The 13,788-nt window shown below is 66.4% G+C and carries 11 protein-coding genes; 7 read left to right on the forward strand and 4 right to left on the reverse strand.

Annotated features, from left to right (window positions below; genetic code table 11):
- The first annotated feature begins 160 nt into the window (after positions 1-160).
- A complete protein-coding gene (rplQ, locus tag ACUZUJ_RS04130; RefSeq protein WP_005408217.1) occupies positions 161-544 on the forward strand; it encodes a 50S ribosomal protein L17 in 384 nt (127 codons plus the stop codon).
- Positions 545-730: 186 nt separating this feature from the next.
- Positions 731-1,237 carry a disulfide bond formation protein B gene (locus ACUZUJ_RS04135; protein ID WP_005415421.1) on the forward strand — a complete coding sequence of 169 codons (507 nt, stop codon included), beginning with the start codon at positions 731-733 and terminating at the stop codon, positions 1,235-1,237.
- 96 nt (positions 1,238-1,333) lie between these two features.
- Here the strand turns inward: ACUZUJ_RS04135 and ACUZUJ_RS04140 are convergent, their stop codons facing one another.
- On the reverse strand, positions 1,334-3,454 hold the full coding sequence (locus tag ACUZUJ_RS04140; protein ID WP_458220738.1) for a TonB-dependent receptor: 2,121 nt from the start codon (positions 3,452-3,454) through the stop codon (positions 1,334-1,336).
- Positions 3,455-3,671: 217 nt separating this feature from the next.
- On the opposite strand from ACUZUJ_RS04140, the gene ACUZUJ_RS04145 reads away from it, so the two are divergent.
- Both ACUZUJ_RS04145 and ACUZUJ_RS04150 read left to right on the forward strand, forming a co-directional pair.
- A complete protein-coding gene (locus ACUZUJ_RS04145; RefSeq protein ID WP_088024554.1) occupies positions 3,672-5,063 on the forward strand; it encodes a class II 3-deoxy-7-phosphoheptulonate synthase in 1,392 nt (463 codons plus the stop codon).
- 573 nt (positions 5,064-5,636) lie between these two features.
- Positions 5,637-6,824 carry a mechanosensitive ion channel family protein gene (locus tag ACUZUJ_RS04150; RefSeq protein WP_233490836.1) on the forward strand — a complete coding sequence of 396 codons (1,188 nt, stop codon included), beginning with the start codon at positions 5,637-5,639 and terminating at the stop codon, positions 6,822-6,824.
- Between the two features lie 56 nt (positions 6,825-6,880).
- Here the strand turns inward: ACUZUJ_RS04150 and ACUZUJ_RS04155 are convergent, their stop codons facing one another.
- The 3 genes from ACUZUJ_RS04155 to typA are packed head-to-tail and all read right to left on the reverse strand — an operon-like array spanning position 6,881 to position 10,871.
- Positions 6,881-8,503, reverse strand: coding sequence for an amidase (locus ACUZUJ_RS04155; protein WP_101764980.1), 1,623 nt, complete (start codon positions 8,501-8,503; stop codon positions 6,881-6,883).
- A 41-nt stretch (positions 8,504-8,544) separates the two neighbouring features.
- Entirely contained in the window at positions 8,545-9,012 is a 468-nt protein-coding gene (locus ACUZUJ_RS04160) for a DUF2127 domain-containing protein (protein ID WP_005415426.1), read from the reverse strand.
- A gap of 11 nt (positions 9,013-9,023) precedes the next feature.
- Positions 9,024-10,871 (reverse strand): translational GTPase TypA, encoded by a 1,848-nt coding sequence (typA, locus tag ACUZUJ_RS04165; RefSeq protein ID WP_042358544.1) that lies wholly within the window; start codon positions 10,869-10,871, stop codon positions 9,024-9,026.
- Between the two features lie 272 nt (positions 10,872-11,143).
- On the opposite strand from typA, the gene ACUZUJ_RS04170 reads away from it, so the two are divergent.
- From ACUZUJ_RS04170 to ACUZUJ_RS04180, 3 genes are all read left to right on the forward strand, one after another.
- Complete coding sequence (locus ACUZUJ_RS04170; protein WP_004153629.1) at positions 11,144-11,635, forward strand: peptidylprolyl isomerase; 492 nt, start codon at positions 11,144-11,146, stop codon at positions 11,633-11,635.
- 117 nt (positions 11,636-11,752) lie between these two features.
- Positions 11,753-12,739: a malate dehydrogenase gene (locus ACUZUJ_RS04175; RefSeq protein WP_004153634.1), complete on the forward strand. Its 987-nt coding sequence runs from the start codon at positions 11,753-11,755 to the stop codon at positions 12,737-12,739.
- A 123-nt stretch (positions 12,740-12,862) separates the two neighbouring features.
- On the forward strand, positions 12,863-13,477 hold the full coding sequence (locus ACUZUJ_RS04180) for an RluA family pseudouridine synthase (RefSeq protein WP_458220804.1): 615 nt from the start codon (positions 12,863-12,865) through the stop codon (positions 13,475-13,477).
- The last annotated feature ends 311 nt before the right edge of the window (positions 13,478-13,788 follow it).

Raw genomic sequence — 13,788 nt, forward strand, 5'->3', positions numbered from 1 at the left:
CGGTGGGGCCTTCAACGCACCACACCATGCCACGACGAACCGCAGGTTCGCGGGGCAGGTCGTCCAGGACGGACGGCCAGGACCATCCGCAGTCCGCGCAGCAACGCCAGGATGGCGACAACGATCCGCACAGCCTCATCATTAACCAAGGAATATCACCATGCGTCACCAGAAGTCTGGCCGTAAGTTCAGCCGTACCAGCGCCCACCGCGAAGCGATGTTCAAGAACATGGCCGCCTCGCTGTTCAAGCACGAGCTGATCAAGACCACCCTGCCGAAGGCCAAGGAACTGCGCCGCGTTGCCGAGCCGCTGATCACCCTGGCCAAGGTCGACTCCGTCGCCAACCGCCGTCTGGCCTTCGCCCGCCTGCGCGACAACGAAGCCGTGGGCAACCTGTTCACCATCCTGGGCCCGCGCTACGCGAACCGTCCGGGCGGCTACCTGCGCCTGCTGAAGTGCGGCTTCCGCGCCGGCGACAACGCGCCGATGGCCTACGTCGAGCTGGTTGACCGTCCGGTCGTGGCCGAGGAAGTGGCCGAGTAATCGGACCGCTCCAACGCGACACAGCGAAAGCCCGGCCTCTGCCGGGCTTTTGCGTTTTCGGGGTCGGATCCCTTTCCGCAGGACAGGGCTCTGACCCGCACCGTTCCGACAGGCGTCACCTGTGGCGGTTCGAATGGCACGCACTCTCGGTTACGCTTGGCGCCTTGATCCATTCGAGCGTTGACGATGAATCCACTGCGCTGGCCCTTCCGCGCCCAGTTCTTCCTGGGCTTCCTGATCTGCGCGGGCCTGCTCGGCTACGCGATCTTCCTGCAGCTGAAGATGGGCCTGGAGCCGTGCCCGCTGTGCATCTTCCAGCGCCTGGCATTCGCTGCGCTGGGCCTGCTGTTCCTGATCGGTGCGTTGCATGGGCCGTCCAACCGCCCCGGCCGCGCGACCTACGGCGTGCTGGCCTTCATTGCCGCCGCAGTGGGCGTTGGCATTGCGGCGCGCCACGTCTACGTGCAGATGCTGCCGCCGGAGATGGGCGCGACCTGCGGCCCGCCGCTGAGCTTCCTGCGCGAGACCATGGGGCCACTGGAAGTGTTCCGCACGGTGCTGACCGGTACCGGCAACTGCGGCAACATCGATTGGACGTTCCTGGGCCTGACCATGCCGATGTGGTCGGGCGTGTGGTTCGTGCTGCTTGCGCTGTGGGCGCTGGTGGTGTCGCTGCGCAAGGTCAAGCGCTGAAGCAGCGGTAGTGCCGGCCGCTGGCCGGCAACCCCATGAACGATGGCAGCGTTCCTGTAGATGCCGGCCAGCGGCCGGCACTACCACGGTCCGTCCTCAGAAATCCTGCTGCAGGCTCAGATAGGCGCCACGGCGCGGCCCCCACTGCGGCGCGAACACGCCAACACCGCCACCGTCACGCAGCTGGTAGCTGCGGTCCAGCGCGTTGATCACCGCCAGCTGCACGTGCAGCGGATGTCCGCTGTCGGCGTTGAAGTCGTGCCCGGCGCTGAGGTTCACCTGCAGGTAGGACGGCAGCTCACCGCCGTTGGGCACGCCCTCGATATCCGAACGCAGGCCGCTGCCGAACACGTAGTTGGCGCCGATCCGGTTGTGCCCGGCGAAGGCGTAGCTGAAGCCTCCCGACGACGTCAGCTTCTGGTCGTGGTCCAGGTGGATCCAGTGGTCGGCCACATAGGCCAGCGCGTCCGGATCGAGGTTGTACTGGCCGGTGATGACCTGGGTGCCGATGGCCTTGTTGTACGCCGCGTTGAAGTAGGCGCTGAACGGACCGTTGCTGTAGTCGGCACTGAACTCCAGGCCACGGATATGGCCGCGGCGGTAGTTGAACGTCGAGTAGATGTAGGCGGCGCCGAACTGGCCTTCGTCCTGCAGGCGCGCGACGCGGCGGTCGTACGCGTCCAGGCCCAGGGTCAGGTGTTCACCCAGCTGCTGCGAGACACCAATGTCGTAGTAGTCGCTGCGTTCGGCCAGCGGTACGTTGTTGCCGCCGCTGGGCTGCTGGTTGGTGGTGCCGTCATACAGGGCGATATCGCTGCTGGCGATCAGCTCACTGGCCGGTGGCGTGAAGTAACGCGAATAGCCGGCGTGAACGGTGGTGCTGTCGCTCGCATTCCAGACCACGCCCACGCGCGGGCTGAGCTGGCCCTCGGTGTGGCCGAAGGCCTTGTAGCGATCACCACGCAGGCCGTAGTTCACGGTCCAGTCGTCGCCGATCTTCCATTCATCCTGCACGTACAACGCCAGCGTGCTGGCATGGAAGGCGCTGCGGTCGGGAATCAGCAGCGGCGTGGTGCTGGACTGCTGGCCGGTGTCATCGACCGGGAACACCCAGCTGCTGTTGCTGGCCCGCGCGTTCTCGTAGTTGCCGTACAGGCCGTAGCGCAATGTGTGGTCGTTGCCCAGTGGGGTGGAGAAGTCGGCCTGCAGGGTGTTGGCGCGGTTGCTGCGCTGGACCTGCGAGGCGACGCCACTGAACACCAGATCGCCGATGACATCCGGGTTGAACGCTACGTCGCTGTAGCGCTGCCCGGCGGACAGCTGGTAGGCGGTGCTGCCCAGCGTACCCTGCAGCACCAGCATGCCGAAGCGGGTGGTTTCGCGCTGGGTTTCATCCAGCTGGCTGGAGTCGAAGGTGGTGGTGTCCAGGTAACCGAACTGCGGGGTCTGCCCGGGGTTGACCGGGATCTGGAAGCGGTTGTTGGCGAAGCCGGCGAACACGCTCAGGCGGGTGTTCTCGTTGACCAGGTAGGTCAGGTCGGCGAAGGCCTTGCCCTGGTGGGTGTCGTCGTGCAGCGGCTTGCGCGAACTGGTCGGATTCTCCAGGCCGACCTCGTTCTGGTCGTAGTTGCCGGTCAGGAACCAGCTCCAGCGTCCCTGGTTGCCCCACCACGAGGCATTCGGATTGATCTTGCCGAACGAGCCTGCGGTCAGCCCGGCGCTGCCGCCATTGCCGAGCTCGGCACCACTGCGCGTGGTGATGTCGACCACCGCCGCGGTGCGCTCGCCGAACTGCGCCGGCAGTGCGCCATCCATCAGGCGGATGCTCTTGATGGTGCGGGCGTCCAGGGTCTGGCCGAAGCCGGAGATCGATTCGGGCAGCAACACGCCGTTGATGCGGTACTGCAGATTGGCGTGGTCGCCGCGCACGTGCACGCCGCCATAGGAATCCTGGACCACGCCGGGTGCCTGCAGCAGTACCTGGCTGAGCGGCGCAGAGGCACCCAGCGGCTGCTTCTGGATGTCCTCGGCGGTGATCTGGTACTGGCTGCTGCCGATGTCCGGCGACAGCGCGTTGCGGGCCTGGTCGAGCTGGGCGCTGACGGTGACCGTGTCGAGGTCCTTCACCGGGGCGGCATCGGCAGCCGCGGCGGGGGAGGGCAGGCTGGCAAGGGTCAGGGCGAAGGTGATGCCGGTAGCGAGCAGGGAAGGCTTCATGGCGGATGGGCTGTGGAAGGGGCCGGTGGGGATGGAGTGTTACTTCGTAACAGTGCGTGGCGCATCATGCGCCTGTCCGGGCGGCCGTGGCCATGCGGTTTGTGGCCGATCGCGATGCGCTTTCCCCGGCGTTCAGTCATGTGCAGACGGCGCCCGGCCCTTTGCGGCAGCGGTCGGCTCTGCGACCATGATCGTCCCCCACCCCCGGAAGTCTGCAATGAGCCTGTCCGCCGTTTCGCCTGTCCCCGATCCTGCCGCGACCGCCGCTGGCGCTGCCTGGTCGCCGGAGAGCTGGCGTGGCAAGACCGCGCTGCAGATGCCGACCTACCCGGACCCGGTGGCGCTGGACGCCGCCCTGCACGAGCTGAAGCGGCTGCCGCCGCTGGTCACGTCGTGGGAAATCCTGGCGCTGAAGCAGCAGCTGGCCGAGGCCCAGGAAGGCAAGCGCTTCCTGCTGCAGGGCGGCGATTGCGCCGAGAACTTCAGCGACTGCGAATCGGGCACCATTTCCAACCGGTTGAAAGTGCTGCTGCAGATGAGCCTGGTGCTGGTGCACGGCCTGCGCCAGCCAGTGATCCGCGTTGGGCGCTTTGCCGGCCAGTACGCCAAGCCGCGTTCGGCCGATACCGAGACCCGCGACGGCGTGACCCTGCCCAGCTACCGCGGCGATGTGATCAATGCGCCGGCGTTCACCGAGGCGGCGCGCCTGCCCGACCCGAAGCGGATGCTGCAGGCGCATGCACATTCGGCGATGACCATGAACTTCGTGCGTGCGCTGATCGATGGCGGCTTCGCCGACCTGCACCATCCGGAGTACTGGAACCTGGAGTGGGTGCGGCATTCGCCGCTGGCCGCCGAGTACCAGAAGATGGTGGCGTCGATCGGTGATGCGGTGCACTTCATGGAAACCCTGGCCGGGGCCCGCGTGCACAACCTCAACCGCATCGACTTCTACACCTCGCATGAAGCGCTGCTGCTGCCCTACGAGCAGGCGCTGACCCGGCAGGTGCCGCGCCAGCAGGGCTGGTTGAACCTGAGCACGCACTACCCGTGGATCGGCATGCGCACGGCTGCGCTCGATGGCGCGCACGTGGAATACCTGCGTGGCGTGCGCAACCCGATTGCGATCAAGGTGGGCCCGTCGGTGACGCCGGACCAGCTGCTGCGCCTGATCGATGTGCTCAACCCGCATGACGAGCCGGGCCGATTGAGCTTCATCCACCGCATGGGTGCAGCGCAGATTGCCGAGAAGCTGCCGCCGCTGCTGGACGCGGTCAAGCGCGATGGCCGTCGCGTGCTGTGGGTGTGCGACGCGATGCATGGCAATACCGAAAGCACCGCCAATGGCTTCAAGACGCGCCGCTTCGACAACGTGCGTGGCGAAGTGGAGATGTCGTTCGATCTGCATGCGGCCGCAGGCACGCGACTGGGCGGTGTGCACCTGGAACTTACGGGCGAGGATGTCACCGAATGCACCGGTGGTGCGCGCGAACTGACCGAGCGTGACCTGGAGCGCGCGTATCGTTCGACGGTGGACCCACGGTTGAACTACGAGCAGTCGCTGGAGATCGCGATGGCGATCGTGCGCAAGCAGGAACAAGTGCGGTAAGGGTTTTTCGGCAGGGCTTGCAGCCCTGCACCTGCTGCAGTCAACGTCAACGTCAACGTCAACAGCGGGCATTCCGTGGGTTGGCGGGGCGGTGTCGGAGTGCGGGGACGCCGCAAGTACGTCCATGTAGGCTTGGCAGCCGCATCCATGCGGCTGACACCCCGCACTCCGACACCGCCCCACCTCTGACAGATTCCGGCGGCTGTTGGTAGGTGTCGACCTTGGTCGACACGGTAGATCCACGCCATGCGTGGATGCTTTTCGATTCCCATTCGAAATAGTCGATTCCGATGGAGATTCATCCACGCATGGCGTGGATCTACTGCAGATCGCGCAGATCTGTCAAAGGCGGGGTGGGTCCGGTTGCGGGGGCGTGAGCCGCATGGATGCGGCGACCGAGCTTACATGGACGTACTTGCAGCGCCCCCCGCAATCGGACCCACCCCGCCATCCCACAGGAAACCCGCTTCTGCTTCGGCTGTTGCTGTTGCTCCAGCTCGTAGCAGGTGCAGGGCTGCAAGCCCTGCCGAGCAACACCCTCCTTACGAACGACTGACGTGACGCTCATGCGCCATGCGCGAGGCTGTCCGCTTGGCTGTTCGAGTGGAGGTGGCAACGGTGCACTGGCAAAGCGCACAGGCATACGCATGGCCGTTGGGATTGGCCGTAGTGGTGGGCGGCATCGGCGCGTGGCTGATCCTGTGGATCTACCATCGATTGAAAGGGCGTGATCGCCGGCGCGCGCGCATCGGCCGTGTGCTCGGGCTGCCGATGGCGACCGCATGGCCGCTGCTGCTGTTGATCCCCGCATTGCAGGCCACGCCGCTGCAGGATCCGCTGCTGGGCAATCTGCAGCACATGCTGCACATCGCGCTGACCGCATGCTTCATCTGGTTGCTGGTGCGCGCGGTGGCGGCGGGTGAGCGCGCGATCCTGCGCAGTCATCCCATCGATGTCTCCGACAATCTGGAGGCACGCCGCATCCAGACCCAGACCCGGGTGCTCAGCCGCGTTCTGATGGGCGCCATCATCGTGCTGGGCGCGTCGCTGGTACTGCTGACGTTCCCGATGGTGCAGAAGATCGGCACCGCGCTGCTGGCCTCGGCGGGCCTGATCGGCCTGGTGGCGGGTATCGCCGCCAAGCCGGTGTTCGGCAACCTGATCGCTGGCCTGCAGATCGCGGTGACGCAGCCGATCCGGCTGGATGACGTGGTGATCGTCGAGGGCGAGTGGGGGCGCATCGAGGAGATCGGCAGCAGCTACGTGGTGGTGCGTATCTGGGATGAGCGGCGCATGGTGGTGCCGCTGACCTGGTTCATCGAAAACCCGTTCCAGAACTGGACGCGGCGCAGCGCCGATCTTCTCGGCACGGCATTTCTTTGGCTGGACTATCGTGCCCCGATCGCGGCGATCCGCGCTGAGCTGGAGCGCATCTGCCGTGGCGAAGCGCTGTGGGACGGCCGGGTCTGCGTGACCCAGGTGACCGAGACCAGCGAGCGTGCGATCCAGGTGCGCCTGCTGGTCAGTGCGCGCAGCTCTGGCGATGCCTTCGATCTGCGCTGCCTGGTGCGCGAACGCATGCTCGATTTCCTCGCGCGCGAGCATCCGCAGTCGCTGCCGCAGGTCCGTGCGCGGCTGCAGCATGCAGACGAACTGGACATGCCGCGCGGTCCACGTGCACGCACTGCAGATGTGCGTTCGCCAGGGGCGGAAGATGGTGAGGCGGCAATCCTGCCGGTGGAGCCGGAACCCGAACGGTAGCGCCGGCCGCTGGCCGGGAACCCCGGATCGGCCGGCCGGCGGCCGGCACTATCGGTTCACGGCTCGCCCGCGTCGATCAGGATGTCGGTGTCGAAGTGCGGTGGGCGCCGCGCGCGGGTGCGCTGTTCATAGGCGTAGGCCATTTCGATCAGCTTCGGTTCGCTCCACGCGGTGCCCATGAACAGCAGGCCGACCGGCAGGCCATCGATCTGGCCCATCGGCACGCTGAGGCTGGGATAGCCGGCCACGGCGGCGGCGCCGTAGCTCTCGCCGGGGAAGTCGTCGCCTTCGCTGCGGATCGGCCACGCCACACCGGTGGTCGGCGCCACCAGGGCATCGAGCTGGTGGGCGGCGAGGGCAGCATCGATGCCTTCCGGGCCGGCCAGCCGCCGTGCATCGCTGCGTGCGCGGATATAGGCGGGGTCGGCCAGGCCAGCGGTAGCGTCGGCCTCCACCAGTAGCTCCTGGCCGAACAGGCCCAGTTCCTGCTTGCTGTGCGCCTGGTTGAAGGCGATCAGCTCGGCCAGGCTGCGCAGTGGCGCGCGATGGGTGCTGAAGTAACGCTCCAGCCCGGCCTTGAATTCGTACAGCAGCACCGTGCGTTCGGCCTCGGCCCACGCGCCCTGGTTGGGCAGCTCCACTGGCACCACGATGGCACCGGCCCGACGCAGCTCAGTGGCCGCCTGTTCGATCAGCGGCGGCATGCCGCGGTACTTCAGCAGCGGTGTCTGCAGCAGGCCGATGCGCTTGCCACGCAGGCCCTGCGGGTCCAGGCGCGCGGTGTAGTCGTACACCGCGCGGCCGGGCATGGTGGCCGTGGCCGGGTCGGCATCGTCGCGGCCGGCGATCGCAGTCAGTACGGCTGCAGCATCGGCGACGCTGCGTGTCATCGGCCCCGCGGTGTCCTGGCTGAAGGAAATCGGGATGATGCCCTCGCGGCTGACTAGGCCGACGGTCGGCTTGAGACCGACGATGCCATTGATTGCTGCAGGGCAGACGATGCTGCCGTCGGTTTCGGTGCCGATCGCTACGCTGGCCAGGTTGGCGGCGACCGCCACCGCGCTGCCGCTGCTGGAGCCGCAGGGCGAGTGGCTGAGGCGATAGGGATTGCGGGTCTGGCCACCGCGCGCGCTCCAGCCGGACACCGAATCGTTGCCGCGGAAATTGGCCCACTCGCTGAGATTGGTCTTGCCCAGCACCACCGCACCGGCGTCGCGCAGCCGGCGCACCAGGTAGGCGTCGTCCGGGCGGAACCCCTGCAGGGCCAGCGAGCCGGCGCTGGTGGCCATCGGCGCGGCGTTGATGTTGTCCTTCAGCAATACCGGAATGCCGTGCAGCGGGCCGCGCAGGCGTCCATCACGGCGCTCGCGGTCGCGCGCAGCGGCTTCCTTCAGTGCATCCGGGTTGAGCTCGATCACCGCGCGCAGGCGCGGCCCGGTGCGGTCCAGGGTGGCGATGCGCTGCAGGTAGGCCTGGGTCAGGGTGGTGCTGTCCAGCTCGCCGGCGGTCATCCGCGCCTGCAGGTCGGCGACATCGGTTTCGGCGTACGGGAACGGCACGTTGCGGCTCGCGGGTTCGGCCGCATGCGCGCTGGACGTGGCCGGGCTGCAGCCAGCCGAAAGCAGCGCAGGCAGCGCGGCAAGCAGGCAGGTCAGCAGAGGCGGCAAGGACGGGCGCATGGGGCGGCTTGGTCGGCTCCAATCCCCAGTGTAGCCGGTGCTCAGCGGTGGCGCTTGCGCAGGTCGCGGGCGAGGACGTAGACCACGATCAGGTTGATCGCCAGGATCGTCCACGACGGCCAGCCGGGGTGGCGGATGATCGCGAAGATGTCGAAGGGCAGGTACAGCGAGGCAGTCAGGCAGCCCAGCCAGGAGGCCCAGGCCTTGGCCCGCCACAGGCCCCAGGCTTCGACCAGGTGCAGCAGGCCGTAGCCGATCATCCCCGCCGCGGCCAGGTGCACCGCGTCGGGGCTGATCATGTGCAGCAGCGAGGGCAGGGTGCCATGGTCCGGATCCAGGCTGAAACGCCGGATCAGGACCATGATGCCGTGCCGCAGCGGCTGCGGTCCGAGCACTTCCAGCCCGGTGGCGGCCAACAGCGCCAGCATCGCCTTGCTCGCTTCGAGCAGGGCGATGACGTGGAGACCCGGATGCCGGTGCGGATCCGGGTTGTAGCCGCTCTGGTTCACGAGGTGCTGGCTCAGCCGCCGCGCGAAGCCTTCTTGCGGTCGCTTTCGGTCAGGAACTTCTTGCGCAGACGGATCTCCTTCGGGGTGATCTCGACCAGCTCGTCGTCTTCGATGAAGTCCAGGGCCTGTTCCAGCGAGTACTTGATCGCCGGGGTCAGCTGGATCGCATCGTCCTTGCCCGAAGCGCGCATGTTGGTCAGCGGCTTGGTCTTGATCGCGTTGACGGTCAGGTCGTTGTCCTTGGAGTGGATGCCGACCAGCTGACCTTCATACACGTTGTCGCCTTCAGCAGCGAAGAGCTTGCCGCGCTCCTGCAGCGGGCCCAGCGAGTAAGCCGGGGTGGTGCCCGGGGCGTTCGCGATCATCACGCCGTTGATGCGCTTGGCGATGGCGCCCTGTTCCTTCGGGCCGTAATGGTCGAACACGTGGAACAGCAGGCCCGAACCCTGGGTCAGGGTCTTGAACTCGTTCTGGAAACCGATCAGGCCACGGGCCGGGATCTGGTACTCCAGGCGCACACGGCCCTTGCCGTCCGGTTCCATGTTCTTCAGCTGGCCCTTGCGGGTGCCCAACTTTTCCATCACGCCGCCCTGGTGGACTTCTTCGATGTCCACCACCAGCTGCTCGATCGGCTCCATCATCTGGCCGTCGATTTCCTTGATGATCACTTCCGGGCGCGACACGGCCAGCTCGTAGCCCTCGCGACGCATGTTCTCGATCAGCACCGACAGGTGCAGTTCGCCACGGCCGGAGACCAGGAACTTGTCGGCGTCTTCCAGCTGTTCGACCTTCAGGGCCACGTTGTGGACCTGTTCGCGGTCCAGGCGGTCCTTGATCTGGCGGCTGGTCAGGAACTTGCCACCGGACAGGTCCTTGTTGCCGGCGAACGGCGAGTTGTTGACCTGGAAGGTCATCGAGATGGTCGGCTCGTCGACGGTCAGTGCCGGCAGGGCTTCCGGATTTTCCGGGTGGCACAGGGTGTCGGAGATGGTCAGCTCCGGAATGCCGGAGATGGCCACGATGTCACCGGCCTCGGCCGTGTCCTGCTCGATGCGCTCCAGGCCCAGGAAGCCCAGCACCTGGGCGACCTTGCCGTTGCGCTTCTTGCCTTCACGGTCGATGACGGCGACCTGCATGTTCTTCTTCAGGGTGCCGCGCTGGATGCGGCCGATGCCGATCACGCCCACGAAGTTGTTGTAGTCCAGCTGGCTGATGCGCATCTGGAACGGGCCTTCCGGGTCCACTTCCGGACGCGGGGCGTGCTGCATGATCGCTTCGTACAGCGGGGTCATGTCGCCGTCGCGCACGGTGTCTTCCAGGCCGGCGTAGCCGTTCAGGGCCGAGGCGTAGACGATCGGGAAGTCCAGCTGCTCATTGGTGGCGCCGAGCTTGTCGAACAGGTCGAAGACCTGGTCGATCACCCACTCCGGGCGCGAACCCGGGCGGTCGACCTTGTTGACCACGACGATCGGCTTGAAGCCCATCGCGAAGGCCTTCTGGGTCACGAAGCGGGTCTGCGGCATCGGGCCGTCCATCGCATCGACCAGGATCAGCACGGTGTCGACCATCGACAGCACGCGCTCGACCTCACCGCCGAAGTCGGCGTGGCCGGGGGTGTCGACGATGTTGATCCGGTTCTTGATGCCGGTCTTCTTGTCTTCCCAGGTGATGGCGGTGTTCTTGGCCAGGATGGTGATGCCGCGTTCCTTTTCCTGGTCGTTGCTGTCCATCACGCGCTCGGCGAGGACGGTGCGCTCGGACAGGGTGCCGGACTGCTTCAGCAGCTGGTCGACCAGGGTGGTCTTGCCATGGTCGACGTGGGCGACGATGGCGATGTTGCGAAGATTTTCGATGGACATACGAAAGGGGGCCAGTCGGCGCCGGATTTGGAAAAAGAAGTCCAACATTATACGTCGAACTTGACGATTCGCGAAAAGGTCGATTTCACGCCGGTCACGGGGCCCATTCAGCTGGCTGTCCGCCGCGCCGGCCGAGGTCGCCAGCGCCGGTCGGCGGGGCTCCCTTCCGGCGGCTGAAGCCGGGCTCTGCGCCGATGGTCGAAGCCGCCGCTGCCACGAGGCAGGTGTAAACTAGGTGGCTAGACGCATTCCCCTTTGCATCAAGGATCTTCATGTCCCTCATCGCCACTTTCGACACCACCCAGGGCCCGATCAAGGTCGAGCTGTTCGCCGACAAGGCGCCGCTGACCGTGGCCAACTTCGTGAACCTGGTCAAGCACGGCTTCTATGACGGCCTGATCTTCCACCGCGTGATCGCCGACTTCATGATCCAGGGCGGCTGCCCGCAGGGTCGTGGCACCGGCGGCCCGGGCTACAAGTTCGAAGACGAGAAGAATGGCGTGAAGCACGAGGTCGGCTCGCTGTCGATGGCCAACGCCGGCCCGAACACCAACGGCAGCCAGTTCTTCATCACCCACATCAAGACCGATTGGCTGGACGGCCGCCACACCGTCTTCGGCAAGGTCCTGGAAGGCCAGGCCATCGTCGATTCGGTCAAGCAGGGTGACGTGATCCATTCGATCACCCTGGAAGGCGACGTCGACGCCGTGCTGGCCGCCCAGGCCGAGCGCGTCGCGGAGTGGAACAAGCACCTCGCCGCCTGACCCCCTTCGAGACGGCCACCCACGGGTGGCCGTTTCCCTGTTCCCCGCCGCCCGCCCGGCCTGCGTGGCCATGCCCGCGGCGTCCCATCAAACGCTTGCAAGCAAGAGGAAACCCCCATGAAAGCACCCGTTCGTGTTGCCGTGACCGGCGCCGCCGGCCAGATCGGTTATGCCCTGCTGTTCCGCATCGCCTCCGGCGAAATGCTGGGCAAGGACCAGCCGGTCATCCTGCAGCTGCTGGAACTGCCGGTCGACAAGGCCCAGGCCGCCCTGAAGGGCGTGATGATGGAGCTGGAAGACTGCGCCTTCCCGCTGCTGGCCGGCATGGTCGGCACCGATGATGCCGAAGTCGCGTTCAAGGACGCCGACATCGCCCTGCTGGTTGGCGCACGTCCGCGTGGCCCGGGCATGGAGCGCAAGGACCTGCTGCTGGAAAACGCCAAGATCTTCACCGCCCAGGGCGCGGCGCTGAACAAGGTCGCCAGCCGTGACGTGAAGGTGCTGGTGGTCGGCAACCCCGCCAACACCAACGCCTACATCGCCATGAAGTCGGCCCCGGACCTGAAGCCGGAAAACTTCACCGCCATGCTGCGCCTGGACCACAACCGCGCGCTGAGCCAGCTGTCGACCAAGCTCGGCAAGCCGGTCGGTGGCATGGAGAAGCTGGTCGTGTGGGGCAACCACAGCCCGACCATGTACCCGGACTACCGTTTCGCCACCGCCGATGGTGCGTCGATCGCCGATGCGATCAACGACCAGGAGTGGAACGCCAACACCTTCATCCCGACCGTCGGCAAGCGCGGCGCGGCGATCATCGAAGCCCGCGGCTCGTCCTCGGCTGCTTCGGCCGCCAACGCAGCGATCGATCACGTGCGTGACTGGGTGCTGGGCAGCAACGGCAAGTGGGTCACCATGGGCGTGCCGTCCGACGGTTCCTACGGCATTCCTGAAGGCGTGATCTTCGGTTTCGCGGTGACCACCGAAAACGGCAAGTACACCCTGGTCAAGGATCTGCCGATCGACGACTTCAGCCAGAAGTACATCGACAAGACCCTGGCCGAGCTGGAAGAAGAGCGCGCCGGCGTCGCCCACCTGCTGGGCTGATGCAGGCGGTACCGGCCCTGGCCGGTACGTCTTCCATCGAGGTAGGTACCGGCCGTTGGCCGGTACGCAGAAGACGGGGAAGCTTCGGCTTCCCCGTTTCTGTTTGGACGGATACGGAGCCGCATGATCCACCTGCATTACATCGACGACGCGCTGCTGGTGGCCGAGAAGCCGGCCGGCCTGCTGTCCGTGCCTGGCCGCAGCGCCGAGAACCAGGACTGCGTGGTCGCGCGCCTTCAGGCGCTGTACCCGGATGCGCTGACCGTGCATCGCCTGGACCAGGTGACCTCCGGCCTGCTGCTGCATGCGCGTGGCAAGGACATGCAGGTGGCGCTGTCGATGCAGTTCGAGCAGCGCCAGGTTGGCAAGCGTTATGAAGCGATCGTGGAGGGGCTGCTTGAAGGCGATGCCGGCGAAGTGGACCTGCCACTGATCGTGGACTGGCCGAACCGGCCGAAGCAGATGATCGATCATGAACGCGGCAAGCCGGCACTGACGCGCTGGCGCGTAATGGCGCGTGATGTTGAAGGGCAGCGTACCCGCGTGGCGCTGGAGCCGGTCACCGGCCGCAGCCATCAGCTGCGCCTGCACATGGCCAGTCTCGGCCATCCCATCGTTGGCGATGTGCTGTATGACGCCGCGCCTGCGCCGCGCGTGCATCTGCATGCGCGCAGCCTGCGGTTCACCCATCCGGTGACAGGCGAAGCACTCGCGTTCGAGTCCGCGGCGCCGTTCTAGGGATTCGGCAGGGCTTGCAGCCCTGCACCCGCAGAATCAACGTCAACGTCAAAAGCGGGCTATCCGTGGGTTGGCGGGACGGTGTCGGAGTGCGGGGACGCCGCAAGTACGTCCGTGTAGGCTTGGCAGCCGCTTGCTCGTGTGCGCTGTCCTGCGCACACGGCAAGACCGGGGTTGGGCGTCCTACCCAACCCGCCCGAGGCATGCCTCGGGCCCATGCGGCTGACACCCCGCACTCCGACACCGCCCCACCTTCGACAGGTTCCTGCGGCTGTTGATAACTGCGGCCGTCGTTCTGCGCCGCTGTTGGT

It is taken from the genome of Stenotrophomonas sp. S4 (assembly GCF_054187805.2).